The sequence below is a fragment of the Marinobacter sp. ST-43 genome, from assembly GCF_030541085.1.
GTDB lineage: Bacteria > Pseudomonadota > Gammaproteobacteria > Pseudomonadales > Oleiphilaceae > Marinobacter > Marinobacter nauticus.
In genome coordinates, this window is the sequence record NZ_JASSVO010000003.1 from 294,996 (window position 1) to 321,369 (window position 26,374).

Consider the following 26,374-nt stretch of genomic DNA (forward strand, 5'->3'; position numbering starts at 1 on the left):
GGAGTCTTGAGGGCCATGGACGGCCCGAAAGAAGCGCACATGGATGTGCTTGTAGCGTCTCCCGGAAACCCGCCCCCGACCTGCGCCAGCACCAGAGTCATAAAACAGATTGTCGGCGCTCCGGACTACAGCCCCAAAGGCAATGCTGCTATCCTACGGCTCACCAACAAAAGGAGCTGTGCATGCCCAAAGTCATATATCCCGGCACCTTCGACCCCATCACCAACGGCCACACCGACCTCATCGAACGGGCCGGCCGCATGTTCGATGAAATTGTCGTCGCCGTCGCCTACAACCCCAAAAAGCAGCCACTTCTCAATCTTGAAGAACGCTGCGAACTGGTCCGCAAGGCCACCGCACACCTCCCCAACGTCAGCGTCACCGGTTTCAGCAACCTGCTCGCCGACTTCGTGCGCGAGCAAAACGCCTCCGTTATCCTGCGGGGACTGCGCGCGGTTTCTGACTTTGAATATGAATTCCAGCTTGCCGACATGAACCGCCGGCTGGCGCCGGAAGTTGAGAGCGTGTTCCTGACGCCCGCCAACCACCTCTCTTACATCTCCTCCACCCTGATTCGCGAAATTGCCTCGCTGGGCGGGGACATTTCCGAGTTTGTAGACCCGGCTGTGGCAGAAGCCCTGCAACAGAAGTTCAGCGAATCCTGAGGAAAATCTGAAGGGCGTTGATGATCACCGAAGCGCAGCTGATGGCGAAGTACCAGCAGCTGGCGGGTCGTTGAGATTCAGAGCAGCGGAGGCAGGGGGATTTCCACGTCGTTGACGGTGAGTACCAGATCCTCCATCCGGCCATCCATTACTAGGCGCTCACCGTTCTGAACCAGCAGGCCCTGTTTGATCAACGGCGCCACCTGCATACGCACGGCGGGATAGTCTTCCGCAAGGGCAACCGGCATGCTGAAATTCACACTCCCGGTCAGCGCCTGCATGACCATCAACATGTTGTCACGCTGTTGATCGGAGAGCTCCGGATGGCTGATGTCCAGTGAGCCGGTAACTTCCCCTTCAGGCGTTGCCAGACTGAGCTCCCGGATCCCCATGGAAAATCCTTCGGCAGCAAGACTGCGGAGGGCTTCGTTAAAACGCTGCATCACCGCCATCTGTTGTTCAAACGCGGCCCTCGGGTCGTCTCCGGCGGTCAAAGCCAGTGCCTGCATATCCGCCATGGCGCCACTGAAGTCATTCCAACTGGCCACATCCAGGTTCTCCAGCGCCACCTCCAGCCGATGCGGCCCAAAGGCCTGATCCGCCAGAGCGGCCGATTCCAGCGACAGGGTAACCTGCGAGTCCAGGCGCTCGCCGTTCTGGCGGGCATCACTGGCGCTTTCAAGCGACATCCCGGCCAAGGTCATTGCGGGAGCCTGAGCCCCCTGCAAGGTCAGGTTATCCACGGTCATCACGCCAGCGCCGGTCCAGATATCCCCCACCAGCCATTCCATGCTCTGTTCCATATGGACGTTATCGATCGTCACATCCATTTCCGGATCGCTGAGGCGGATAGCCGGCCAGACCACCAGCAAGTCTGCCGCTTCACCAAGACGCCCAACATCAATCCGCACCAGACCGCCACTGCTCTTGAGGGAGGTTTCCCGCTCCGGGTTATCAATGTCCATCACCGGTGCTGTCAGCTCAAGCGTGGCGCTGCCCCAGAGCCGGGTTTCCAGCGTCAGACTGGGCTCATCGTCCGGAAACCAGTCAGCACCCTCTGGCTGCCACCCCTGGCGCGGGCGAAAATCCATCAGGCTGCCGGTGACGCCATGGGACACCTGGATTTCGATGGCTATGGTGTGAGAATCACCGGTCTCAGGATCTCTCAGGGTCACGGTAGCGGATACCTCGGAACCAAGCACACCACGACGATACTGCTCGGTCTCAAGATTCAGAAAGGGCTGGGCCCGGTTTACTTCCAGTGTTGCTTCACGCCAGTGCTGCTCGGTGACATAGCCCACACCCCAGGGAGCACCGCCAGCCACCAGCAGTACGGCCAGACCGGCCAGCGTCCATTTTTTCAGTTTCAAGGTATCCGTCCTGTGATTATTTCGGTGCCGGCCCACCGGCCTCAGTTGGGTTTGCCGGTCAGACGCTCCAGCAGGACCAGCTGTGATGCCAGTCGCTCTTCGCCTTCCCCGGGCTGATTCTGAATGTAACTGCCATCGGGCTGCAACACCCAGGCCTGGCAATTGTCCGCCAGATAGGTATCCAGATCTTCCCGCAGGCGTGCAATCAGCGCGGGCTCCTCAACCGGGAACGCGGTTTCGACCCGGTGCAGAAGATTGCGCTCCATGCCATCAGCACTGGAACAATACACCTCGGGCCGGCCACTATTACCGAAATAGTACACCCGCGTGTGCTCCAGGAAGCGGCCGATCACCGAGCGCACCCGGATATTGTCCGAGAGTCCCGGCACTTCCGGACGCAGGCAGCAGATGCCACGGATGACCAGATCAATCTTGACCCCGGCCTGGGAGGCCCGATACAGGGCCTTGATCATCTGCGGCTCGGTCAGGGCATTGAACTTGAAGATAATCCGCCCCTGCTCACCATAGCTGGCCTCTCGTTCGATCAGACTGATCAGACGGTTGTGCAAGGTAAACGGCGCATGAAACAGCTTTTTGATCTTCAACGCCTTGCCCATGCCGGTTAACTGCTGGAACAGCTTGTTGACGTCGTCGCCTATGGACTCGTCACAGGTCATGAAACTGTAGTCGGTGTACAGGCGTGCGTTCCCGGCATGGTAATTACCGGTGCCCAGATGCACGTAGCGCCGCAGGCGGCCTTCTTCCCGGCGGACAATCAGGATCATCTTGGCGTGGGTTTTGTACCCGACCACACCGTAAACCACGATCACGCCGGCTTCCTGCAGCCGACTGGCCAACTCCAGGTTCTCGGCCTCGCTGAAACGGGCTCTCAGTTCGATAACCGCCGTCACTTCCTTGCCTCGACGCGCGGCATCGGCCAGGGCCTCAACAATTTCCGAGTCGGCACCGGTGCGATAGAGCGTCTGGCGAATGGCCAGCACCTGAGGGTCCTTGGCCGCCTGGCGCAGCAGGTCCACCACCGGGCTGAAGTTTTCATAGGGATGTAACAGCAGCAGGGGCCGTTTGCGAATGGCATCGAACATGGATTCCTTGCTACGAATCTGGCGAGGAATCGACGGCGAGAAGCTGGAATAGGTCAGGTCTGGCCGGTCCACCAGGCCACCCACCGCCATCAGGCGGGTCAGGTTTACCGGGCCGTGGACCTGGTAGAGATCCCGCTCGGTCAGGCCGAACTCCCGGAGCAGGAACTGCACCAGCTCTTCCGGGCAGTTATCCGCCACCTCAAGGCGAACGCCATCGCCAAACCGACGGCTTAGCAGCTCGCCGCGCAGGGCCGACGCCAGGTCTTCCAGATCGTCTTCAAGCTCAAGGTCCGCGTTCCGGGTCAGCCGGAACTGATAACAGCCCTTCACCTCCATACCCGGAAACAGCTCATCAGCATGGGCGTGAATCATGGACGACAGAAACACCAGGTTGTCACCACCCTCGCACACCTCATCCGGCAAGCGCACCAGGCGCGGCAGGGAGCGGGGCGCGGGCACAATCGCCATCCCGGTCTCACGACCAAAGGCATCCTTGCCGTCCAGCTCAACGATGAAGTTCAGGCTCTTGTTCACCAGGCGGGGGAACGGGTGTGATGGGTCCAGCCCGATCGGGCTGACCACCGGCAGAATTTCCTCGTCAAAGTAATTGCGCACCCACTCGGCCTGGGCCGGTGTCCACTCGCGGCGCCGGACAAAGTGGATGTTCTCCTGCTCCAGCTCCGGAATCAGGACATTATTGAGAATATCGTACTGTTCGTGGATATAGTCGTGGGCAACGCGGCTGATCTCCGCCAGCACCTGTTCCGGCAGCATGCCGTCGACACCCACGGTTTCACGGCCATACTTCATCTGCTGGCGCAGGCCCGCCACCCGGATTTCAAAGAACTCATCCATGTTGCTGCTGAAAATGCAGCAGAAGATCAGACGATTGATCAGAGGGTGCGTGGTATCCAGCGCCTGCTTCAACACCCGGTAATTGAACTGCAACTGGCTCAGTTCGCGGTTGAAGTAGTTTTCGCTCGCATCCAGATTCAATTCCTCACCAACGGGTGGAAGATCTACCGGCGCCGGGACGCTCTGTTCACTGCCTGTCTCTGTCACGGTTTCGCTTGTCATTGCTCTTTGTATCCATCGTTGAGGCGGGCTTCGGCCACCAGCCGCTGCCCGGTTATGATCGCTGTCGTTCCCGCATCAGCCTGGCGGCGCGCACGGCGAAATAGGTCAGAATGCCATCGGCACCGGCCCGGCGCATGGCCATCAGGCTCTCCATCATCACCGCATCGCCATCCAGCCAGCCGTTCTGAGCTGCGGCCATATGCATGGCGTATTCGCCACTGACCTGGTACACAAACGTTGGCACCTGCAGTTCGGTTTTCACCCGGCGCACGATATCCAGATAGGGCATGCCCGGCTTGATCATCACCATATCGGCGCCTTCAGCCAGATCCATGGCCACCTCATGAATGGCCTCATCACTGTTGGCCGGATCCATCTGATAGGTCGCTTTGTTTCCCTTGCCCAGGTTGGCAGCCGAGCCGACCGCATCCCGGAACGGCCCGTAATAACTGGACGCATACTTGGCAGAGTAGGCCAGAATCCGGGTATTCACATAGCCTGCCCCTTCCAGGGCTTCTCGAATAGCCGCCACCCGACCATCCATCATGTCAGAGGGTGCCACCACATCGGCACCGGCATCCGCGTGGGACAGTGCCTGATTGACCAGCGCTTCAACCGTGACATCGTTCAGCACATAGCCATCGTTGTCGATAATGCCGTCCTGCCCATGGGTGGTGAACGGATCCAGCGCCACATCGGTAATCACCCCCAGCTCCGGATGCGCCTTTTTCAGGGCACGAACCGCCCGCTGGGCCAGGCCATCAGAATCCCACGCGCCGGAGCCGGACAGATTCTTTTTCTCCGCTGGTACCACCGGGAACAGCGCCAAGGCGGGAATACCCAGCTCTACCAGTTCCGCCGCCTGCTCCACCAGCAGATCGACGCTAAGGCGCTCGACACCCGGCATGGAGGGTACGGATTCACGCTGATTCTCGCCTTCAAGCACAAACACCGGGAAAATCAGGTTATCGGGTGACAACTGGTTCTCCCGAACCAGACGACGGGAAAAATCACTGGCACGATTGCGACGCAAACGGGTGAACGGATAGGCTCGACTGGAGTGCGCAAGACGCGGCTTCGACACGGATAACCTCCTGAACATGGATGGCCTTGGAAAGTGATGACATCATACACCCCAGAAGCCGCCCGTTGCAGGCCTGAGCCGAGTGTGCCGTTGACAGATGACAAAGAGATGACAGAAAAACAGAGTTGCCGGGGCAACGGAAGCCGCTGCCCGGCGAGGAAACGCCATCAGAGGGAACGGTTGTTGAACCCGATCTCCACCTTGCGCGGGGTATCAGAACGGAAGGTGGTGTCCACCTCCTGTATCTTTCCGCCGCCTTGCAGGAAGGCCTCAATATCTGCCTGCAACTGGGCCCGAACCCGGGCACGGCCGGCAATGGAATGGTTATCGTCGCTGTCGCTGGTCCAGTTGCTGGACTGCTCCAGATTGCTTTCGTCGAATTCACTCATGGCTTATCTCCATCAACGAAAACAGCTTTACGGGTGGCCAGATGCTCTGGAAGACGCACCCCGTCTCGACTGCCGGCCATCTGACGGCCCGTCTTGGCGTCTTTATAATCTGCTTTCACGACCGACGCTATTTCCTGACAACCACTTTTTTGTAATTTTTTGTAATTGGAGATAACCCATTGTTTTAAAAGATCAGATAACAGCCCTTTAACGGCACACAGAATTGACACAAAGAATGAATATTGATTCAATGCTTGCAAGGAGCCGGCATGGCCTACCGCGAAACTGAAAAAATGCGCCAGCGCAAAGCCGAAGCGCGGAAAAAGATCATTGAATGCACCTGGGAGTGCGTATCCGAAGGCGGCTTCCGCAGCGCACGCATTACCCGCATCGCGGGGCTGGCCGGCGTTGCCACGGGCACTATCTACCGCCACTTCGAGTCACGGGAGGACCTGTTTGCAGAAATCTTTCGCCTGGCCACCCAACGTGAAGTCGACAAAGTCGCCGAAGCACTCGCGGTAGGCGGTAGTGCGGTTGAACGCCTGGACAACGCTCTGCGTCAGTTCGCCCGTCGGGCCCTGAAAGGCCCGATGAAAGCCTGGGCACTGATTGCCGAGCCGGTAGACCCGAAAGTCGAAGAAGAGCGACTGGTATACCGCAAAGCCTACGCCAACCTGTTTGAACAAGCGATCCGGAGCGGCATAACCGAGGGCTGCATACCGGATCAGGATGCCCGCCTTACCAGCACCTGCCTGGTTGGCGCCATCTCGGAATCCCTGGTGGGGCCGCTGTCACCGACCCAGACAGAAACACCACCGGGACACGACAACAACGAAGATGAGCTGGTCGACACCATCGTTTGCTTCTGCCTACGGGGGTTAACCGGCACCAGGAGCTAACCATGAACAGCCCGCAGCGCAAGACCGAGTCCAACGCCGACAGCCACTATCTGTCAGCCACTCACGAGGTCATCAACCAGCCCCGACCGCTGGAAAACTATAACCTCTACGAACAGGACAGCGCGCTCCGGGAAGCCGTATTGCGAGAAGGCGCCGGCCACGCCAGCGAAGACCTCAGCCGCTTCGGCGCCTGGGCCGGCAAGGCCGACACCATCGAGCTGGGCAACCTGGCGAACGCCAACAAACCCAGCTTCCGTACCCACGACCGCTACGGCCACCGGATAGACGAAGTCACCTTCCACCCGGCCTACCACGAACTCATGCGCGTGGCCTTGGAAAACGGCCTGCACAGCTCCCCCTGGACCAACCCGGGCAAAGGCGCCCACGTGGCCCGGGCCGCCAAGTATTACCTGCACTCCCAGGTGGAAGCCGCTCACTGTTGCCCGGTCACCATGACCTTCGCGGCGATCCCATCCATCCAGAACCAGCCAGACCTGGCCAAACTCTGGGCCCCGAAAATCCTGGCCAACGAATACGACAGCCGTAACGTGCCGGACGGCGACAAAACCTCCGTCACCATCGGCATGGCCATGACCGAAAAACAGGGTGGCAGCGACGTGCGCGCCAACACCACCGTGGCCTACCCGACAGGACGGGAAGGTCCCGGCCAGGCCTACGAACTGGTCGGCCACAAATGGTTCGTTTCCGCCCCCATGTGCGACGCCTTCCTGGTACTGGCCCAGACCACCAATGGCCTGTCCTGCTTCCTGATGCCCAGATGGCGCCCGGATGGCAGCAAGAACCCCTGGCAGGTGCAGCAACTCAAGAACAAAATGGGTAACGTTGCCAACGCCTCCAGCGAAGTGGAAATCCGCGGTGCACTGGCATGGATGGTGGGCGAGGAAGGCCGCGGCGTCAGAACCATCATCGAAATGGTCGCCATGACCCGCTTCGACTGCATGATTGGCAGCGCCGCCGGCATGCGCCAGGCCGTGGCCCAGGCGACGCACCACTGCCACAACCGCAGCGCCTTCGGCGCAACCCTCAGCGACCAGCCGCTGATGCAGAACGTCCTGGCCGACCTGATCATCGAAAACGAAGCTGCCCTCGCCTACACCATGCGCGTCGCCCGGGCCATGGACAACCAGAACAACGAACAGGAACGCCTGCTGGCCCGCCTGGCCACCCCCGTAGGCAAATACTGGATCTGCAAACGCACCCCCAACCACGCCTACGAAGCCATGGAATGCATTGGCGGCAGCGGCGTGATGGAAGACTGCATCATGCCCCGACTGTTCCGGGAATCCCCGGTTAACGCCATCTGGGAAGGCAGCGGCAACGTCCAGTGCCTGGACACCCTCCGCGCCCTGCAGAAAGAACCGGAAACCCTCGACGCCTTCTTCAAAGAAGCCGCCGAAGCCAAAGGCACCGACAGCCGCTTCGACCAGTACCTGGCACAACTGCAACACGACTTCGCCGACATCAGCGACTTCCAGTACCGCGCCCGCAACCTGGTCGACCGCATGGCCCTGACCATGCAAGGCTCATTGTTACTGCGCTTTGGCGACAAACACGTCGCCGATGCCTTCTGCGCCTCCCGCCTGCAAAGCAGCGGCGGCATGAACTACGGTAACCTGCCCTCCGGCACCAACCCGGCGGCGATTATCAAACGGGGGACGCCTGTAGTAGGCTAAAGACATTCACGGAGGCAAAACGGTTATGCAAACCGGACTCCCCCTATAAGGTTCATGAACATGCGGGGGATGCCTTTCCAAAACCTTGTGGAGCCATGGATGGCGGAACAGAGCGTACAGGGAAGTATTCACAGCGTGTTTTGGAAAGGCATCCCCCGCATGTTCCAACTCCAAGGTTAAGGCCACGATGTCGGACGCCCTTAGAAAACTGCTGAAAGAAGGCAAAACCCCACAACAGCACCAGGATATTACCCCCCACGTAGGCGTCCTCACCCTGCACTTCCAGCTCTACGGCTGCGAAGACCTCAAAGCCAAACGCAAAGCCTTCACCGCCATGAAAGCCATCTGGGGCAAAGAACCGGACCTGGCCGTGGCCGAAACCGCCGACCAGGAAGCCCTCGACTGTGCCACCTGGACCATCGCCGCCCTCGGCGCCAGCGCCCAGCAGATCACCCAGCGCCTCGATCAGGTCGAAAAAGACATCCAGGACCGCATCGACGCCGCCATTCTGGATGTGCACCGGGAAATCCTGTAGGTCCCGCTGGCCCGCCAGGCATGGCGTCATTGCCTGACAGGTCTTATACTACGCAGCCTCAGGGAACCAATGCCCCGCTTGGCGGCTGGCAGACATTTTCGCAACCGGGCCACGCCCGGCTCCATCCGACGGGTTTCCGGAACCAACCCATCGGATACCACTGAATGTGTGTGGTGCTATGACCGGAAAGAAAAAATCCGCCCAGGCCTCATTAGAGGCAATGTATCGCGTGTTCACGGTGCCCGAAGCGCCGGAGTCGACCCTGAGCCGGATCGACCAGGACATCTCCCGTAACCTGGCCGGATTCCTCCAGGAGCACATCGTCGCCATCGAACGGGACCTGTCCGAAGTCGAGAAAGACTTCTCCGACTACGTCATCCCGGAGAAACCTGTTTTCGTCTCCGAGCAGACCCAGTTCCTGCTCGACAAACTGGTGGCCAACTCCGTTCATACCGCGTCACCCGCGTTCATCGGCCACATGACCTCGGCACTGCCCTACTTCATGCTGCCGCTGTCGAAGATCATGATCGCCCTGAATCAGAACCTGGTGAAAACCGAAACCTCCAAGGCGTTCACGCCCATGGAACGCCAGGTACTGGGCCAGATACACCGGCTGGTGTACCAGGAAGACGGTTCTTTCTATCGTAAATGGATGCACGATCCCCGGCACGCCCTGGGCGCCATGTGTTCCGGCGGCACGGTCGCCAACCTCACCGCCCTGTGGGTGGCTCGCAACCGTGCCTTCCCCGCTGAAGGCAGCTTCCGCGGCCTGCACGAAGAAGGCCTGTTCCGCGCCCTGAAATACTACGGCCATGAAGGCGCCGCCATTGTCGTGTCCAAACGCGGCCACTACTCCCTGCGCAAGGCCGCCGACGTCCTCGGCCTTGGCCGGGACGCCCTGGTGCCAGTGGAAACCGACGAGTTCAACCGCATCCAGACCGACGCCCTGCGCGACAAATGCCTGGAGCTGCAGAAACAGAAAATCAAAGTCATGGCCATCTGCGGCGTGGCCGGCACCACCGAAACCGGCAACGTCGACCCGCTGGACGCCATGGCCGATATCGCCCGGGAATTCGGCGCCCACTTCCACGTCGACGCAGCCTGGGGCGGGCCAACCCTTTTCTCCCGCACCCACAAACACCTGCTGCGCGGCATCGAGAAAGCCGACTCGGTCACCTTCGACGCCCACAAACAGCTTTACGTACCCATGGGTGCCGGCCTGGTGGTCTTCAAAGACCCCAGCCTCGCCAGCGCGGTAGAGCACCACGCCCAGTACATCATCCGGAAAGGTTCCCGGGACCTCGGCAGCACCACCCTGGAGGGCTCACGGCCGGGCATGTCCATGCTGATCCACTCCGGCCTGAAAATACTCGCCCGGGAAGGCTACGAAATCCTGATCGATCAGGGCATCGAAAAAGCCCGCACCTTCGCCGAGATGATCGACGAACAACCGGATTTTGAACTGGTCACCCGCCCGGAACTGAACATCCTGACCTACCGCTATTGCCCGGAAGATGTACGCCAGGCACTGGCCATGGCCGATGAGCTGCAGGCAGAAAAGATGAACACCTGCCTGAACCGCATCACCAAGTTCATCCAGAAAACCCAACGGGAACGCGGCAAAGCATTCGTCTCCCGAACCCGACTTGAGCCCGCCCGTTACTACCACTTCCCGTGCATTGTGTTCCGGGTGGTTCTTGCCAACCCGTTAACAACGCCGGATATTCTGGAAGACATTCTCAGGGAGCAGAGGGAACTGTCGAAGGATGAAGGCATTGCCGATGAAATGGCCATCCTGCACCAGATGGCTGCGGCGGTTTTGAAACAGAACCAGAAAGAGGCCAGGCAGGCCTGAACTTAGCGAAGCCGCTTCAAAGCTTTGGGGCGGGGCTTGTGGGAGCCCCAACCTACTCCAAAGCCAGAATCAATAAAGCGCCTCTTCGTCATCCAGCACCTCGTGCAGGATCTCCAGAAACATCTTGTCGGCCTCACTCCAGTTCTCCGGAATCCGGATCGTGGTATTGGCACTGATCTCACGAGCCATCAGCTCATCGGCATTGGCCTCGCCCTTGTACTTGCGGGCAATCTCCATGGACTTCACGGCAATCGTCGGATCACTCATCACTTTCTTGATGAACACCCGCAACTCTTCAATCATCCGCGCCTGACGGCTCTCGACAGATGAACTCATGTTTTACTCCCCGAATATGGATAGCGACAGGCCACGCCTGCCGGATGCATTGCCTATAGTATGGACAAAGCGCGGGGCCATCACCAGCCCCGCACAACAGTCAGACCATCAGGCCACGCAGGGTAAAGAACAGGAACGCCGCCATAATCGCTGACGCCGGCACGGTAATGATCCAGGCCGCGGCAATCTTTACCAGATGGGAGCGCTTGACCATCTCCTCGCGGTAAATCTTCTTCAGGCGCTTGCGCTCCGACTTGGACAAAGGCACCTGCTGCTTTTTCTTCTTCGCCTGCTTCAGCAGCTTCTCCATTTCCTCCACAGAGGCATTACGGAAATCATCCAGGAACGGCTTGAGGCGCTCCTGATCGGTCGGGTCATGCTGTTCGATGATCTTGTGCAACTGGGTCGCGTAGTTGGATTTCAGGTACTCACGCAGGAAGCCGACACCGAAAACGCCGCCAATGGCAATGTGGGTGGAGCTGACCGGCAGGCCAAGCTGGGAAGCCAGAATCACCGTCAGTGCCGCAGACAGTGCAATACAGAAAGCCCGGGTCTTATCCAGCTCAGTAATCTCGGAACCCACGGTTTTAATCAGGCGCGGGCCGAACAGCATCAGCCCGACCGCCAGCCCCAGAGCACCTACCAGCATCACCCAAAGCGGGATCTGCGCTGAGGTAACCACACCACCACCGGCCTGAATGGCATCATTGATGGCCGCCAAAGGGCCAATGGCGTTGGCCACGTCGTTGGCGCCGTGGGCAAAGCTCAGCAGGGCTGCGGCGAAGATCAACGGCCAGGTGAACAGGGTATTCACACCCTTAGCACTGTTTTCCATGGTCGAGGCCTTGCGACCCACGAGGGTGCGCATCACGAAAAACACAACACCCGCCACAATCAGGCCGATCACCGAGGCTTCCACCATATCCACTTTGACAATCTTCTTGACGCCCTTGATCATCAGATAGGTGGCAAAGGCCCAGGCCATAATCGCCACCAGCCAGGGCACAAAGGTACGGGCAGAAGACACCAGATTCTGGCGGTACAGTACGGTTTTCTTGATTGCGAACAGGAACAACGCCGCCAGGGCACCGCCCAGCACCGGCGAGATCACCCAGCTTGCAGCAATTTTGCCCATCACCGCCCAATCGGCAATGGCCCAGCCCCCGGCCGCAATACCAGCCCCCAGGACACCGCCAACGATTGAGTGGGTGGTTGAAACCGGCGCACCCATCCAGGTGGCCAGGTTCAGCCACAGGGCGCCAGCAAGCAGGGCCGCCGTCATTAACCAGACAAAGGCGCGCGGATCTTCCAGGCTAGTCGGATCAATTATTCCACCCTTGATAGTCGACACTACATCGCCACCGGCGATCAGCGCGCCGGCCGCCTCGAATACCGCGGCAAGAAGAACGGCAGCCCCCAGCGACAAGGCGCCGGAGCCCACCGCCGGACCAACATTGTTGGCCACATCGTTGGCCCCGATATTGATCGCCATGTAGCCCCCGATAACGGCGGCGGCCATCAATAACATGGCGTTAGGCAGGCCCTGGCTGAAGGAGCCAACCACAAGCCAGACACAAAGAAGGAAAAGTACGCTAAGTCCGACCCTGTACCGTTCCGTGGAGGGGCTGGTGAGAAGGTTATCCAGAAAGCTGCTGGAACGGGCCATACCAATTGATTCTCTTGTCTTGTGGACAGAAGGGGTTTCGGCAGTATTCGCCGGGGCAAACTATAAATTTTTTGCCATCAAATTGAAACAAATCCCGGTTGATGGCCCCCTTCACAATCCTGATAGTTAATGCTGCAATTCAGATGGTTTTTGACGCATAATTCCGGAAAATATGTCAAAAAGAACAACAGTTAATGACGAATACCAGCCAAATCCAGTCCAGCGAGCATGAAGAGCTGCAGATCTCCCGGCTGCTCAATGGCCTGTCAGCCATGGCGGTCCTGTTCCTGGCCGGTATCGGTGCCAAGGCGTGGTATGCCGAGCATCATCTGCACGCATGGGTGCTCTGGGCATTTGTTGTTCCAATTGTCGCCAATATAGGCTGGTACGCCTGGCGCCGGGATCGAACGGTACAGAAAAGGGGACTGCTGGTCATTGTCGGCCTGCTGTTTACCTACCTGATTGCCTCCGGCGGCGAGGGCAACACGGGCCCACTCTGGTTCTATGTGTTCCCACCGTTGCTGTTCTACCTGACCAGCCTCAAGGGTGGCACCGCCATCCTGCTGTTCTGCTACCTGCTTGCCGTTCTGGTTTTTCAGTTTCCCGATATGCCCGGCGTCAGTGCCGAATACAGTACCGACTTCAAGATCCGTTTCTTCGCCACGCTTACCTTTGAGTCAATCTTCTGTTTCGTGCTGGAAGCCGGACGTTTACGGGCCCGCAACAAACTGGTGGCACTGGCTCAGGCCCACGAACACGCTGCCCGCACCGACGAACTGACCGGGCTGGCCAACCGGCGGGACATGCAGGGCCGGCTGAACACCGAATTCTCGCGATTCGAGCGCTCCGGCCACCATTTTTCCGTTGTACTGATCGATCTGGATCTGTTCAAACGCATTAACGATGATTTCGGCCATGATGCCGGCGACGAGGTCTTGCGCCAGTTCGCCGATCTGGTCCGGCAAATGGTCCGCCAGTCGGATGTGGCTGCCCGCTGGGGCGGCGAAGAGTTTCTGCTGCTACTGCCCGACACCACCTTGCTGCAGGCCCTCACACTGGCTGAGCGCCTGCGCGCCGAAGTGGCGGCCACCCGTTTTCACCACCGGGAACAGACCCTGCCGGTCACCATCAGTGCCGGGGTATGCTCGATTTCCAAATCCGGATCGATCAACGAATTACTCAAGCAAGCAGATGTGCAGCTCTACAACGCCAAGGAGAGCGGTCGGAATCGAATTTCACCCCGGGTAAGGAGCCAGGACACCGGGTCCAGCCCTCAGACGCCGGCTTGAGCCGAACCCGCCACGCCATTACTATCTGCTCCCGAATATTCCCACCCCACCAACACAGGCAGTGGTCATGGCAGCAATCCGCATTCTAACCGGCAGCGTTTACGGGGGCGCCCTGCTGACAGCGCGCCGTATCAAGCAGGAACTGGAACCCGAAGGGCATACCGTCACGGTTCTGGAGAATCCAACTCTGGCCGATATCAGCGACAACCACGATGCCTTGCTGGTATGCACCTCCACCACCGGCCAGGGAGAAGTCCCTGCCAACCTGTTACCGTTTTATCTGGATTTGCGCGAACAACTTCCCCAACAACCCGGCCGCCCCTTTGGCGTGATCGTGCTGGGCGACAGCTCCTACGGCGATACCTTTTGCGGTGCCGGAGATCTGATGGAAGAGGCGCTTTATGAAACCGGCGCCCGCAAGGTCGGTGACACTCTGCGGATTGATGCGTTGGAAACTCTGGAGCCGGAGGCCGAGGCCCTGCCCTGGGTACGGAACTGGATTAACGGCATTTGACCAATAATTACACAAGTTACCAAAAGTCTGCCGGTTACGGCTTGAGCCGCCTCAGACGACAGGCCATACTCAGGCCATAACGACAAGAACGGTAACCTGTGATTCTGATGCAACTGGCCCGATCCCTGGCAGCCCTGCTGATTCTTCTGGCGCTTTCGCTTCCCGCTATGGCTGCCAGTGATGGCTATATTCCAGCCATTGAGTATCTGAGACTGGCGCCGGACGACCAACGCAGCCCGCAACAGGCCCTGGAATCCGGCGACTGGCAGATCCTGAACGAACAAACGCCTAATTTTGGTTACACCCGTGACCAGGTCTGGCTGAGGTTCCCCATCACCCGTCCCCAGACCACCAATCTCCTGGAGATCACCTACCCGCATCTGGATCGAATCGATTTTTATCTGTTACGGGACGGCGAAATCCATCTGAGCTATCAGACCGGCGACCGCATGCTGTTCTCGGAGCGACCGGTGGAACATCCGCATTTCCTGTTCCCGTTCCAGCTTGAAGCCGGTCACGACTACCGCATCTTGCTGAAAATCGACACCGACGGTGCCATGCAGGTGCCGCTACGGCTGTGGAACAATCGCAGCTTTTTCGAGAAGACCTCCGTAGAAAGCCAGGTTCACGCCCTGTACTACGGCATACTGATTACCGCCATCTGCTTCAACCTGTTTGTATTCCTGGCGCTCAGGGAGTCGATCTACCTCTATTACGTACTCTCGACTCTGGGCTACCTGATCCTGATCGGCACCCTGAACGGTATTACCTACCAGTTTATCTGGCCCGCGCTTCCTGGCCTGCAAAGCAACGCCATGGTCCTGTCCATACCACTGGCCTTGCTTTTCACACTCATGTTCGCCAGATCCTTTCTGAAACTGGAGCAATGCAGCCCCCAACTCGATCGACTCATACTCGGCACTATCCTGCTAAACGGCGCCCTGGCTCTTGCTCTTGCCACAACTGTGATTGACTATGGCACGGGTATCCGACTGGCTGTCGCTCTGGCCATGCCGAGTTGCCTGCTGTTAACGGTTGTCGGGCCGATACAGTGGGCCAGAGGCAATCCACAGGCGGTTTACTACACTCTGGCCTGGGGGGCCGTCACTCTGGGCAGTGCCATTACCGCCGCCAATAAGTACGGTCTGATTGCCACCAGCTTCTTCTCTGTGTATGGCATGCAGCTGGGCTCGGCCTTCCAGGCCATACTCCTCAGCCTCGCCCTTGCCATCCGGATATATCACGAACGCCAGGAGAAAGTGCTGGCCCAGGAGGCTGAACTGAAGGCGCTTGAAGCCCGACGCGCGGCCGAACTCCGGCTGATGGACCAGGCCCTGCATCATCCGCTCACCGGCCTGCCTAACCGCAGCAGCTATGAAATGCGCCTGAACGAATTGATCCGGAGCCAGCGCGGCAAACGCTTCGGCGTGGTCATCATCCATCTGGACAACCTGTATGCGGTCACCAAGACCCTGGGCCACCGCAACACCGACCGCATACTGGAGCTGGCCTCCAAACACTACAACGCGGTGATCAAGGATGTACCTGGGGCCATCTCTCTGGAGCAGACCGACAACCGAACCTTCTTCCTGGCCAGCCTCGACCCGCAAACCTTTGCCTTTGTGGTGGATGCTGACCAGGCGCTGTCGGTACCCAGAATCGTGCTGCGCAGCATTGAAGAGATCCGCTACCCGGTAGATTTCCTTGGCATGCAGGTTCCCCTGAACCCACAGCTCGGCGTGGCTTTCTACCCGACTCACGGAAACGACGCCAACACCCTGATTCGCCGCGCGGTGATTGCCGAAGGTTCTGACCGCGCCCGAGACCGCGGAATTGCCTACTACAAATCCTCCCGGGATTCCTACAGCGCCGACCGACTGACCCTGGTCTCCGACCTGCGGCACGCCATTGATCACGACGAACTGACGCTGTTCCTGCAACCCAAGCTGTGCCTGCGTACCCGAGCCATTACCGGATTTGAGGCATTGATTCGCTGGCCAGGGCGGGAGCAGCCGGTTCGGCCCGATGAAATCATCGCAGTGGCCGAACAGACCGGGCTAATCAAACCGCTGACGCGCTGGGTACTGAAAGAGGCGCTGGAAATGCGCGGGCGGCTGCTGGAGATCGGCTGGGATGCCGGAATCGCCGTCAACATCTCGCCCAACAATTTACGGGAACCGGATTTTGCCGTGTTCGTGCAACGGTTGATGCAAAGCTACCAGATCCACTCCGGGGCCATCACCTTCGAGGTCACGGAGACCTCCATGATGCAGGACCCTACCAATTCCCTGCGGGCGCTGAATGCGCTTGATGCCGCGGGCATTCCGCTCTCCATTGACGACTTCGGGTCCGGCTATTCGTCCCTGTCCTACATCAAGCAGTTGCCGGCCGGCGAAATCAAAATCGACCGTTCACTGATTACCGATATCGCGGAACGGGAGCAGGATAGAGTGATCGTGCGCACCACCATCGACATGTGCCACAGCCTCGGCTACACCGTCGTGGCCGAGGGGGTGGAGGATGAGGAAACCTTGTCACTGCTGCACGACATGGGGTGCGATCTGGTACAAGGCTACTTCCTAACCCGACCGCTACCCTTTAACGAAATGGTTGACTGGCTCGGCAACTACAATCCTCAGGCCTTACGTTCCCGAATCAGTGCTTCCTGAGTGGTGGAGGCCACCAAAACACCATCCCGGGTAAAGAAATTGCCCCGATTGAAGCCCCTGCCCGCCGAGGCACTCGGACTGTCCTTGTCATAAAGCAGCCAGTCATCCATACGGAAATCCCGATGGAACCAGATGGCATGGTCCAGGCTGGCAACCTGCATGTTCTTGCTCATGAAGGTGCGCCCGTGAGGAGTCAGGGACGTTCCCAGAAAGGAGAAGTCAGAGGCATAAGTCAGCAGACACCGATGCAGTACCGGGTCATCCGGTAAAGGTCCGAGGGCCCGAAACCAGTTCTGGCGATGGGGCGGGCGCTTTTCCGGCTTGAATGGGTTCATCGGGTCTACCGGACGGATCTCTATGGGCCGGTCACGGGTCAGCATGTCCCGCATTTTCTCCGGCACTTTATCTGCGATCAGCTTGCCCCAGTCCTGCTCGGACTTGAGTGTATCCGGATCCGGCGCTGCCGGCATGGCAACCTGATGATCCAACCCGTCTTCTGCGACCTGGAACGACATGGAACCGGTCAGGATTTCCTTGCCGTCCTGACGGGCAATCACCCGGCGCACCGAGAACGTGCCGCCATCCCGAACCCGCTGGACTTCATAATCGATCGGCATGCTGTGATTGCCAGGGCGCAGAAAATAGGCGTGCAGGGAGTGGCAGAGGCGATTTTCGACAGTCCGGCTGGCCGCCATGAGGGCCTGCCCCAGAACCTGCCCCCCGAATACATGCGGAAAGCCCAGATCCTCGCTGTCGCCCTGAAAATGATCGTCTCCGATCGGGGAAAGATCCAGCAACTCCACCAGTTTTCGGGTTACATCCAGCATGCGCGCTCCTGTCTTTTGTTAGCTCACGAACGGGTTTTCTACCCCAGACAGGAAAATTTCGCAACGGCTGAAACTGCCAAAGACGACAAACGGCTACCAGCAAACCTCACTGGTAGCCGCAGGCTTCAGGCCCGGTGAATAGGGGGGACTTCCTTCGCCAGTGCCTGCTTCTCCAGAGCAAACCTGCCGGTCACCGCGAAGCCAAGCGTGTCGCCGTCCGGGCTCCGGAACAGGGCTTTGACGTCTGTCCCTTCCTGTTCCACCTGCCATTCGCCCTCGGCATCCATAGGCGGCGGGCAGACCGCCGTCGGGCAACAGGGGGTTTTTACCATCACCGGCATGGTGCCGTAGCTCACTTCCGTGCGCTCACCGGCCAGGGTTTTCGCCAGCGCCCGGGCACAGGCCATCAATGGCAGCACGTAAAGCAAAACGCGCCCATCCACTTCGGCGCAGTCGCCAAGGGCATAGACATCCGGTACGGAGGTTTCCAGAGCCCGATTCACCTGAATACCCCGGCCTGCAGTGATGCCGGCAGCGCGAGCCAGCTCGGTACGCGGGCGTAGACCCACTGCCGACACCACAAGGTCAGCCTGGAGTTTCTTCCCATTACCGAGTGTCAGCTCAACGCCACTGCCGTGGTGCTCTACCCGCTCAACCACCGTATCCAGGTGGAACTGAACGCCAAGTTTCTCCAGCTCTGCCTGCACCGCACCGGCAGCAGCCTTCGGCAACAGGCTGGGCATCAGAGATGAATCCGGGGCGATAACATCCACTTCGTAGCCACCATTGCGCAGATCATTGGCAAACTCACACCCGATCAGGCCCGCCCCCATAATCGCGACCCGCTTGCCCTCGGCGAGGGCCTTACGGAAGGCTCGGTAATCCATCAGGTCGTTGATGGAATGAACCCGGTCCTGCGCGTTACCATCCAGACTCAGGCGGATGACGTCGGCGCCCCAGGCCAGAACCAGCTTGGCATAGCGTATGGACTGGTCGCCCAGCTTGAGCTCATGGGCATCGGTATCAATGCCCGTAACCGTGGACCAGGGACGAATATCCACCCCCAGTTGCTCGGCCATAGCCTCAGGGTTGGCCTGGGCCAGACCATCCGCGTCCTTGTCTTTGGTAAAGCCGGTCGACAACATAGGCTTGGAATAGCTGACGCCGTCGTCGGCAGTCACCATGATGACCGGGGTTTCCTTATCCAGTTTGCGAAATTCCCGTACCAGTGAGTAACCCGACAAACCGGTACCAACGATCACAATAGGTGTCTGCTCGGTCATGACTCTGTCCTGCCTTTAGCCGATTTCGATCATTTCAAAATCTTCCTTGCCCACACCGCAGTCCGGGCAAACCCAATCCTCGGGCACATCTTCCCATTTGGTGCCAGGCTCAATACCGTCCTCCGGCCAACCCTCGGCTTCATCGTAAATCAGACCACACACCACACACTGCCACTTCTTCATAACTAACTCCCACCGATTTGTCTGCGAGGATATTATTGTCGAACAATAAAGCAATCAAGCACAAAGGTCACAAAATGCGACCGAGTTCCAGCCGACCACCACTCACCCGATCGGCTGCCATCATAACCGCGACACCGGCGTTGACCAATGCCACCACCGACAGCCTGGATCGGGGTTTTCTGCCAATAGCCACAATTACAGACCTGGCAATACCGCCGCGCCCCTCCCTTCGATCGCCCCACTTCGGTATAATCCGCCGTTTTGGACAGGACCCGATCGTTATGACCGATACCGTCGCTGAAATGAACCAGGTCATGGCAGACGCTGACTGCCTGGTTCCCGAAGAGCAGGTGCATGCCGCCATCGACACCATGGCCAGCGCCATCACCGATCGCCTCAAAGACAGCAACCCATTGTTGTTCTGCGTCATGAACGGCGGCCTGATCCTGACCGGTCAGCTCCTGCCACGACTGAAATTTCCGGTGCAGGCGGAGTATCTGCATGCCACCCGCTACCGCCAGGAGACCACCGGTGGCATTCTGGAATGGAAGCTGCAGCCGGAAGCCGACATGAAAGGCCGCACGGTTCTGATCGTCGACGACATCCTTGACGAGGGTACGACGCTGTGCGCCATTGCAGATTACTGCCTGGCTCATGGTGCCAGCGAGGTCCTGACTGCGGTACTGGTAGACAAGAAACACGATCGCAAGGCGCGCCCCGACCTGAAGGCAGACTTTACCGGCCTTTACGTTGAGGATCGATTCCTGTTCGGCTATGGCATGGACTACAAAGGCTATTGGCGCAACGCTCCGGGAATCTATGCCGTTAAAGGACTGTGACCAGCCCCCCGAGCTGAGCATACCTCCCACGTTCTGGTACCGGTCGCTGGTGGCGGCCGGCCTTTACTGTCCTGAGGTTCATGGCCCGGCCCGCTACTGGCTAACGGTGGAGGGATCGTTTACCCGGGCCCTGCAGCAAAAATGTCAGGAACGCTTTCACGTTGAGATTCTCAGGGAGGGTTTTTCGCCCCCAACCCCTGAAGAGGCCAAGCGCCTGAACCTGGCACCGCGCCAGCTCGCCTGGGTACGGGAAGTTCGCCTTTGCGGTGACGGCCGTCCGTGGGTGCTGGCCAGGACAGTGATCCCGCAGAACTGTCTGCATGGCCACGGCCGCCGCCTGCGCAATCTTGGCAACAAGCCCCTGGGTGCCTATCTGTTCAGCAGCCCGGAGTGGCAGCGGGGGCCTCTGGAAACAGGTCTCTGCAAAGTCCGCAGCAACGGCCACCCTCGTCTTGCCCGCAGATCCCTGTTCCACCGGGGTTCCTGCGCCCTTCTGGTGGGGGAATATCTTCTGCCCCGGTTATACCGGTCGCCCAGCCGGGGTTAACCCTACCGCTGTCGCTGGCTATAATCGAACGCACTCTCACGCATCGACACGCGGATACCAGTTCCTATGTTGCAGATCGCCCTGCCCACCCACGTTCATGCCCGCCTCGCTGATTACGCACGCCTGCTGCGCATCGACCGCCCGATCGGCACTTTGTTGCTGCTGTGGCCAACTTACTGGGCACTCTGGCTGGCGGCCGAGGGGGCCCCGTCATTTGCCAATCTGGTGATTTTTACCCTCGGCGTGTTCTTCATGCGGGCGGCAGGCTGTGCTATCAACGATTTTGCCGACCGGGACTGGGATCGCCATGTCAAACGCACCAAGGACCGCCCGCTCACCGCCGGCCGGGTCCGTGCCTGGGAAGCCGTCGCCCTGTTTGCCGGGCTATGCCTGGTGTCGTTTCTGATGGTGGTGCTGTTCACCAACACCCTGACCCTGTATCTGTCATTCGGTGGTGCACTACTGGCCTTTATCTACCCGTTTATGAAGCGTTACACCCATTTGCCCCAGCTGTTTCTGGGCGCTGCCTTTTCCTGGGCCATTCCCATGGCCTGGGCAGCTGAGGCCAACCAGCTCAGTCAGCTCACCTGGTTGCTGTTTACCGCCAACGTGCTCTGGACTGTCGCCTATGACACCCTCTATGCCATGGTCGACCGGGATGACGACCTGAAAGTCGGCATAAAATCGACAGCCATCCTGTTTGGTGATGCAGATCGGGCGATCATCGCTCTGCTGCAGACCATGGTGGTGGTGATTCTGGTGATGGTGGGCCAGCGGGCGGAACTGGGCTCGTTCTATTATCTCGGTGTCGTGGCCATGGCCACGCTCTTCGTCTACCACCAGTACCTGGCCAGGGAGCGGAACCGGGAAGGATGCTTCAAGGCATTTCTCAATAACAACTGGGCCGGCTTTGCAGTGTTTCTGGGGCTGGCGTTGGATCTGGCGTTCTGACTACCCGCCCATGTCATATACTTGTAACAAAGACGCGTTGTAATGACTCGGCAACATTACAAGGGAGTGTGTTCGCACCTCTGATCAGAGAACTCCCGAGGTCTGACACAGGTTGATGCATATGAGTGGAAAAACTGTCCTGATCGTCGATGACGAAGCGCCTATCCGTGAAATGATTGCGGTCGCGCTCGAAATGGCGGATTACGACTACCTGGAGGCAGCGGACGCCCGTGAAGCCCATGCCCTGATTATCGACAAGCAACCAGACATGATCCTGCTGGACTGGATGCTGCCGGGCACCAGCGGTGTCGAACTTGCGCGCCGGCTGAAGAAAGAAGAGGCCACCGCCGATATCCCTATCATCATGCTGACCGCCAAGGTGGAAGAGGATAACAAGATTCAGGGCCTGGAAGTCGGTGCCGACGATTACATCACCAAGCCGTTCAGCCCACGTGAGCTGGTAGCCCGCCTGAAAGCGGTTCTGCGTCGTGCCACACCGCCGGGTGTCGACAGCCCCATCGAAGTGGATGGTCTGACCCTGGACCCGGTCGGCCATCGTGTGACCACGGCCGACGGTGCCATTAATATGGGCCCGACCGAGTACCGCCTGCTGCAGTTCTTTATGACTCACCAGGAACGGGTCTATACTCGGTCTCAACTGCTGGATCAGGTGTGGGGCGGCAACGTGTATGTCGAGGAACGCACCGTCGACGTTCACATCCGCCGCCTGCGCAAGGCCCTGGGAGACAGCTACGATCATCTGATTCAGACCGTGCGGGGAACGGGCTACCGGTTTTCCACCAAAGTGGCCTGATTTACTTCCTGACGACAGCCCCGGACCGCCACTTATCGTCCGGCGATCACGGCATCAGCGCCGGCAACACGACAAGGCAGTAGTGGATGCAACACAACTGGTCCCGTTACCTGAGACTGATCATCACCGCGCTCGCAGGCACCACACTGGTGGGGTTCTATTTCGGCGAGCCGCTCTACGGGCTGCTGGTGGGGCTTGTTGCCTATCTCTGGTGGACCCTGGTCCAGGCCCGGCGCCTTTACCAGTGGCTGGGAAACCCCAGCGCTTCCGACGAAGCGCCCCAGAGCATCGGCTTGTGGGGTGATATCTTCGACAACCTGCACAAGCTGAACCAGAACCACCTGATGACCCAGGATCGCCTGCGGGCCCGTATCAACCGGGTTCAGGAATCCACCAACGCCATGCGCGACGGCGTAATCATGACCGATGCCCGTGGCGCCATGGAGTGGTGGAACGGCTCGGCCGAATACCTGCTGGGTTTCCGCCGCAGCACCGATCAGGGTCAGTACATCCATAACCTGATCCGCAACCCGGCATTCAAGGCCTATTTCGATACCCGGGATTACCGCGAGCCCCTGGAAATCAACTCGCCGGCCAAGCCCCACATCCATCTGCAGATCCAGATTAGCCTGTTCGGCGACGACGATCGCCTGATCGTGGCCAAGGATGTCACCCGGCTGTATCAGCTTGAACAAATGCGGCGGGACTTTGTCGGCAACGTCTCCCATGAAATGCGCACACCGCTGACCGTGATCAGTGGCTACCTTGAAACCCTGGTGGATCATGGCGAAGAGCTGCCACCCAAGTGGCGCCGGGCCATCAATACCATGGCGGCTCAGGCTTCACGGATGGAAGCCCTGATTACAGACCTGATTCTGCTGTCCCGCATCGAGACCGGCGAACATACGGTGGACGACACCCTGACCGATGTCGATGCCCTGCTGAACCAGATCTGTCATGATGCAAGGGCCCTGAGCGGCGACAAGGGCCACCAGATCAGTGTTCAGATCAGTGACCACCGCCTGCTGCAGGGCGATGAAAGCCAGCTACGCAGTGCGTTTTCCAACCTGGTGTTTAATGCGGTGAAATACACGCCGGCCGGCGGAGCCATCACAGTTGCCTGGAGCACCAATCGCGAAGGCGCCCATCTGTCCGTCAAGGATACCGGCATCGGCATTGATCCGATCCATATCCCCAGGCTGACCGAACGGTTCTATCGCGCCGATCCCAGTCGCCACAAGGACACCGGCGGAACCGGCCTGGGCCTGGCTATCGTCAAGCATGTGCTGATCAATCACGACGGCAACCTGGAAATTCGCAGCAAAGTCGGCGAAGGCAGCGAATTTATCTGCCATTTTCCAAGGGAGCGCCTGGTCGAGAGGATTCCCGAACAGGTTCCGGAGGACTGAGGCGCCCTCAGTTAGCGGTTTGAGGCCCGGAACCTGGCCACAAATCGCGACAGATCCTCCAGCTTCTTAGGGTCTTCATCGACAAAACGGATAGTGACACTGACAAAGTCGGTATCCTGGCGCTTGTCCACAGCCTGCAACTGATGCACGTAACCGTTCAGACGCGCCATCTGGCCATCGCCCATGTCGATATCCACCACCGCCTGATCGAGAATCCCCGGGAATTCCTGATCCCGCTTGGCGATCACCCGCACTTCCGTCAGATTGATATCCTTGACCACCGATTTCAGTGTACTGTCGGAAAACCTTACAGATGCCATACTCATGACACCACGAGCCTGAGGCTTGCCGGCTGCCGCTTTTGCACTACCAACATTCAGCAGCGGGTTATCAGCAACGGGCTCAGGCTTTGAGGCTTCGGGCCTGGATGCCGGCGCCTCCCGCTTCTGGGTGAGCAAGGCGGCGGATTCCTTGAACGCCTCCGCCGGTCCTTCCAGTGATTTGCCGCTGCGATCCATGGCGTCCTTCAGGCGGCGACCCATTACCTTGATGATTTTCTTGCTCAACCCCTCCGGGCTAAAAGGCTTGCCCAGGTATTCAGACACCCCTTCCTTGACCGCCTCAATAACATGATCCTTGTCGCCGCGACTGGTAATCATGATGAACGGCACCTTCTGGTACTGCGGTTGCTGGCGCATCCACTGCAGCAGTTCCAGCCCGGACATCTCCGGCATTTCCCAGTCGCACAGCACCAGGTCAAAACTGGTTCTGGACATCAGGGACTGGGCACGCCGGCCATTCTGGGCATCCGTGGTTTCAATGACGGGAAAGCGCTGTCGCACTGTCCGTTTCACCAGATCTCTCACAAAACTGGCGTCGTCGACCACCAGCGCCTTCAGTATTGCCATAGCGACATCTGCTCCGGATTCCACTCATGCTCCAACTATAGAACATCCCGGTCTTGACGTGACCGGAGTGCTACAAAAAGACGACAAAACCGGCGTTCACCGGGCCCCTTCCCAACCGAAAAAAACACGTGGCACTGTAGGCTATGGCGGTATTTCCCGACACGGAAAACGCGCTAACATGGCAGCCGATGCCCAAACGATTCTATTGCGAGGATTCCCGTGCCTGACCTGATCTCCCGGACTGCCATTCGCCGTACACTGGTGGCGATTTCCCTGAGCACGCTGGCGCTGGTTGCCAGGGCAGAAACCGAAACAACCGCCACACCGGCGTTTGAGCAATGCAAACAGGCGCTCGGAGAGAAAGCCGTCGCCGCCGGTGTGCGTGAATCCACAGTAAAGTCGGTGATGGCCGGCGTGGTGCACCTCGACAGAGTGATTGAGCTGGACCGAAGACAGCCCGAATTTACCACCACCTTTGCCGACTACCTGAACCGACGGGTTAACGACGCCCGGGTCGGCAAAGGCCGGGAATTATTGGCAGAACACCGTAAACTCCTGGACCGCGTGACCGCGGAAACCGGTGTTCCCGCCCCCTATCTGGCCGCATTCTGGGGTCTGGAAACCAACTATGGCAGCTACTTCGGCAAGATGCAGGTGCCCAGTGCCCTCGCCACCCTGGCTTGCGATGCCCGGCGCAGCAGCTTCTTCACAGAGCAATGGATCGCTGCCCTGCGGATTATTGACGAAGGCGCTATTCCCGCTGATCAGATGGAAGGCTCCTGGGCCGGCGCCATGGGCCATGTGCAGTTCATGCCGACGGTATTCCTGAAACACGCGGTCGACGCCGATGGCGATGGGCGCCGGGATCTCTGGAACAGCCTGCCTGACGCCATGATGTCTGCCGGTCGTTTTCTCGAGTCCATGGGCTGGGATGGCGACTATCGATGGGGGCGGGAGGTGCTGTTACCCGACAACTTTGATTTCAGTGTGGCCGATGGTCGTCGTCTGCCCCTGGCAGACTGGCGCAAGATGGGCATCACCGATGCCTTCGGTAACCACTTGGCCAACGAGCCCATTGAGGCGGCCATGATCGTGCCCAGCGGCCACCAGGGCCCGGCCTTCCTGGTTTACAGTAATTTCCGGGTGATCATGGGCTGGAACCGGTCCGAGTTCTACGCCATCGCCGTTGGCCATCTGGCAGACCGGATTGCCGGCGCCGGAAAGCTTCAGAACCCACCACCAGAGGATCAGCCCGCGCTGTCACGGAATCAGGTGCTGGAGCTTCAACAGGCACTGAATGACAAAGGCTACCCCAGCGGCGAACCCGATGGCATCCTGGGCTCCAACACCCGCAAGGCCATTCGCGCGTACCAGAAAGCGGAGGGCCTGGTGGCTGACGGCTTTCCCTCCGAACAGGTATTAGCGGCTCTCGGGGTTTACAGCGGCTCCTGAAAGCGTCCAGTTTTTT

Annotated in this window: 25 protein-coding genes; 14 read left to right on the top strand and 11 right to left on the bottom strand. The window is 59.1% G+C overall.

Translation table 11 applies throughout. The features are described 5' to 3' along the window. The first annotated feature begins 182 nt into the window (after positions 1-182). Complete coding sequence (gene coaD, locus QPL98_RS07400; RefSeq protein WP_014422845.1) at positions 183-665, top strand: pantetheine-phosphate adenylyltransferase; 483 nt, start codon at positions 183-185, stop codon at positions 663-665. A gap of 77 nt (positions 666-742) precedes the next feature. On the opposite strand, the gene QPL98_RS07405 is transcribed toward coaD, so the two are convergent. The 5 genes from QPL98_RS07405 to QPL98_RS07425 all read right to left on the bottom strand — a co-directional run bounded on the left by QPL98_RS07405 (position 743) and on the right by QPL98_RS07425 (position 5,948). Continuing rightward, complete coding sequence (locus tag QPL98_RS07405; protein ID WP_011786985.1) at positions 743-2,035, bottom strand: DUF945 family protein; 1,293 nt, start codon at positions 2,033-2,035, stop codon at positions 743-745. Between the two features lie 41 nt (positions 2,036-2,076). After that, positions 2,077-4,215, bottom strand: a complete 2,139-nt coding sequence (gene ppk1 / locus QPL98_RS07410; RefSeq protein ID WP_153740242.1) for a polyphosphate kinase 1 — start codon at positions 4,213-4,215, stop codon at positions 2,077-2,079. Positions 4,216-4,267: 52 nt separating this feature from the next. Next, positions 4,268-5,299, bottom strand: a complete 1,032-nt coding sequence (gene hemB, locus QPL98_RS07415) for a porphobilinogen synthase (RefSeq protein ID WP_226596024.1) — start codon at positions 5,297-5,299, stop codon at positions 4,268-4,270. 167 nt (positions 5,300-5,466) lie between these two features. After that, the gene (locus QPL98_RS07420; RefSeq protein WP_011786988.1) at positions 5,467-5,688 is read right to left on the bottom strand and encodes a hypothetical protein; all 222 of its coding nucleotides are present in this window, start codon (positions 5,686-5,688) and stop codon (positions 5,467-5,469) included. Next, a complete protein-coding gene (locus QPL98_RS07425) occupies positions 5,685-5,948 on the bottom strand; it encodes a hypothetical protein (protein WP_036149906.1) in 264 nt (87 codons plus the stop codon). The genes QPL98_RS07420 and QPL98_RS07425 overlap by 4 nt, the downstream gene beginning before the upstream one ends. A 9-nt stretch (positions 5,949-5,957) precedes the next feature. Between QPL98_RS07425 and QPL98_RS07430 the strand changes: the two genes are divergently transcribed. The 4 genes from QPL98_RS07430 (at position 5,958) to panP (ending at position 10,671) form a co-directional block, all read left to right on the top strand. Then, the gene (locus QPL98_RS07430; protein WP_023009492.1) at positions 5,958-6,587 is read left to right on the top strand and encodes a TetR/AcrR family transcriptional regulator; all 630 of its coding nucleotides are present in this window, start codon (positions 5,958-5,960) and stop codon (positions 6,585-6,587) included. Between the two features lie 2 nt (positions 6,588-6,589). Further along, positions 6,590-8,281, top strand: a complete 1,692-nt coding sequence (locus QPL98_RS07435) for an isovaleryl-CoA dehydrogenase (RefSeq protein ID WP_303292998.1) — start codon at positions 6,590-6,592, stop codon at positions 8,279-8,281. A 187-nt stretch (positions 8,282-8,468) separates the two neighbouring features. Further along, on the top strand, positions 8,469-8,816 hold the full coding sequence (locus QPL98_RS07440; protein WP_273031786.1) for a DUF503 domain-containing protein: 348 nt from the start codon (positions 8,469-8,471) through the stop codon (positions 8,814-8,816). A 178-nt stretch (positions 8,817-8,994) separates the two neighbouring features. Beyond that, a complete protein-coding gene (panP, locus tag QPL98_RS07445; protein WP_303292999.1) occupies positions 8,995-10,671 on the top strand; it encodes a pyridoxal-dependent aspartate 1-decarboxylase PanP in 1,677 nt (558 codons plus the stop codon). A gap of 69 nt (positions 10,672-10,740) precedes the next feature. Here the strand turns inward: panP and QPL98_RS07450 are convergent, their stop codons facing one another. Together QPL98_RS07450 and QPL98_RS07455 are read right to left on the bottom strand one after the other, a co-directional pair. Then, positions 10,741-11,007 carry a hypothetical protein gene (locus QPL98_RS07450; RefSeq protein ID WP_014422855.1) on the bottom strand — a complete coding sequence of 89 codons (267 nt, stop codon included), beginning with the start codon at positions 11,005-11,007 and terminating at the stop codon, positions 10,741-10,743. 100 nt (positions 11,008-11,107) lie between these two features. Further along, positions 11,108-12,673: an inorganic phosphate transporter gene (locus tag QPL98_RS07455; RefSeq protein ID WP_303293000.1), complete on the bottom strand. Its 1,566-nt coding sequence runs from the start codon at positions 12,671-12,673 to the stop codon at positions 11,108-11,110. A 194-nt stretch (positions 12,674-12,867) separates the two neighbouring features. Between QPL98_RS07455 and QPL98_RS07460 the strand changes: the two genes are divergently transcribed. The 3 genes from QPL98_RS07460 (at position 12,868) to QPL98_RS07470 (ending at position 17,145) form a co-directional block, all read left to right on the top strand. Next, positions 12,868-13,962, top strand: a complete 1,095-nt coding sequence (locus QPL98_RS07460; RefSeq protein WP_011786996.1) for a GGDEF domain-containing protein — start codon at positions 12,868-12,870, stop codon at positions 13,960-13,962. Positions 13,963-14,029: 67 nt separating this feature from the next. Continuing rightward, a complete protein-coding gene (locus QPL98_RS07465) occupies positions 14,030-14,476 on the top strand; it encodes a flavodoxin (RefSeq protein ID WP_011786997.1) in 447 nt (148 codons plus the stop codon). Positions 14,477-14,583: 107 nt separating this feature from the next. Beyond that, the gene (locus QPL98_RS07470) at positions 14,584-17,145 is read left to right on the top strand and encodes an EAL domain-containing protein (protein WP_303293018.1); all 2,562 of its coding nucleotides are present in this window, start codon (positions 14,584-14,586) and stop codon (positions 17,143-17,145) included. On the opposite strand, the gene tesB is transcribed toward QPL98_RS07470, so the two are convergent. The 3 genes from tesB to QPL98_RS07485 all read right to left on the bottom strand — a co-directional run bounded on the left by tesB (position 17,112) and on the right by QPL98_RS07485 (position 19,438). Then, complete coding sequence (tesB, locus tag QPL98_RS07475; protein ID WP_011786999.1) at positions 17,112-17,972, bottom strand: acyl-CoA thioesterase II; 861 nt, start codon at positions 17,970-17,972, stop codon at positions 17,112-17,114. The genes QPL98_RS07470 and tesB overlap by 34 nt on opposite strands. A 125-nt stretch (positions 17,973-18,097) precedes the next feature. Beyond that, entirely contained in the window at positions 18,098-19,255 is a 1,158-nt protein-coding gene (locus QPL98_RS07480) for an NAD(P)/FAD-dependent oxidoreductase (RefSeq protein ID WP_153740250.1), read from the bottom strand. Positions 19,256-19,270: 15 nt separating this feature from the next. Continuing rightward, positions 19,271-19,438: a rubredoxin gene (locus QPL98_RS07485; protein ID WP_008173532.1), complete on the bottom strand. Its 168-nt coding sequence runs from the start codon at positions 19,436-19,438 to the stop codon at positions 19,271-19,273. Positions 19,439-19,719: 281 nt separating this feature from the next. Between QPL98_RS07485 and QPL98_RS07490 the strand changes: the two genes are divergently transcribed. The 5 genes from QPL98_RS07490 to phoR all read left to right on the top strand — a co-directional run bounded on the left by QPL98_RS07490 (position 19,720) and on the right by phoR (position 23,998). Beyond that, the gene (locus tag QPL98_RS07490; RefSeq protein ID WP_303293001.1) at positions 19,720-20,277 is read left to right on the top strand and encodes a hypoxanthine-guanine phosphoribosyltransferase; all 558 of its coding nucleotides are present in this window, start codon (positions 19,720-19,722) and stop codon (positions 20,275-20,277) included. Next, positions 20,258-20,824, top strand: coding sequence for a chorismate lyase (locus QPL98_RS07495; RefSeq protein WP_303293002.1), 567 nt, complete (start codon positions 20,258-20,260; stop codon positions 20,822-20,824). The genes QPL98_RS07490 and QPL98_RS07495 overlap by 20 nt, the downstream gene beginning before the upstream one ends. Positions 20,825-20,890: 66 nt before the next feature. Further along, positions 20,891-21,775 carry a 4-hydroxybenzoate octaprenyltransferase gene (gene ubiA, locus QPL98_RS07500; protein WP_014422863.1) on the top strand — a complete coding sequence of 295 codons (885 nt, stop codon included), beginning with the start codon at positions 20,891-20,893 and terminating at the stop codon, positions 21,773-21,775. 121 nt (positions 21,776-21,896) lie between these two features. After that, positions 21,897-22,589, top strand: a complete 693-nt coding sequence (gene phoB / locus QPL98_RS07505) for a phosphate regulon transcriptional regulator PhoB (RefSeq protein WP_303293003.1) — start codon at positions 21,897-21,899, stop codon at positions 22,587-22,589. Positions 22,590-22,675: 86 nt separating this feature from the next. Continuing rightward, the gene (gene phoR, locus QPL98_RS07510) at positions 22,676-23,998 is read left to right on the top strand and encodes a phosphate regulon sensor histidine kinase PhoR (protein ID WP_303293004.1); all 1,323 of its coding nucleotides are present in this window, start codon (positions 22,676-22,678) and stop codon (positions 23,996-23,998) included. A gap of 11 nt (positions 23,999-24,009) precedes the next feature. On the opposite strand, the gene QPL98_RS07515 is transcribed toward phoR, so the two are convergent. Beyond that, positions 24,010-24,906 carry a response regulator gene (locus tag QPL98_RS07515; RefSeq protein ID WP_303293005.1) on the bottom strand — a complete coding sequence of 299 codons (897 nt, stop codon included), beginning with the start codon at positions 24,904-24,906 and terminating at the stop codon, positions 24,010-24,012. Positions 24,907-25,125: 219 nt separating this feature from the next. Between QPL98_RS07515 and QPL98_RS07520 the strand changes: the two genes are divergently transcribed. Continuing rightward, on the top strand, positions 25,126-26,358 hold the full coding sequence (locus tag QPL98_RS07520; RefSeq protein WP_303293006.1) for a lytic murein transglycosylase: 1,233 nt from the start codon (positions 25,126-25,128) through the stop codon (positions 26,356-26,358). The last annotated feature ends 16 nt before the right edge of the window (positions 26,359-26,374 follow it).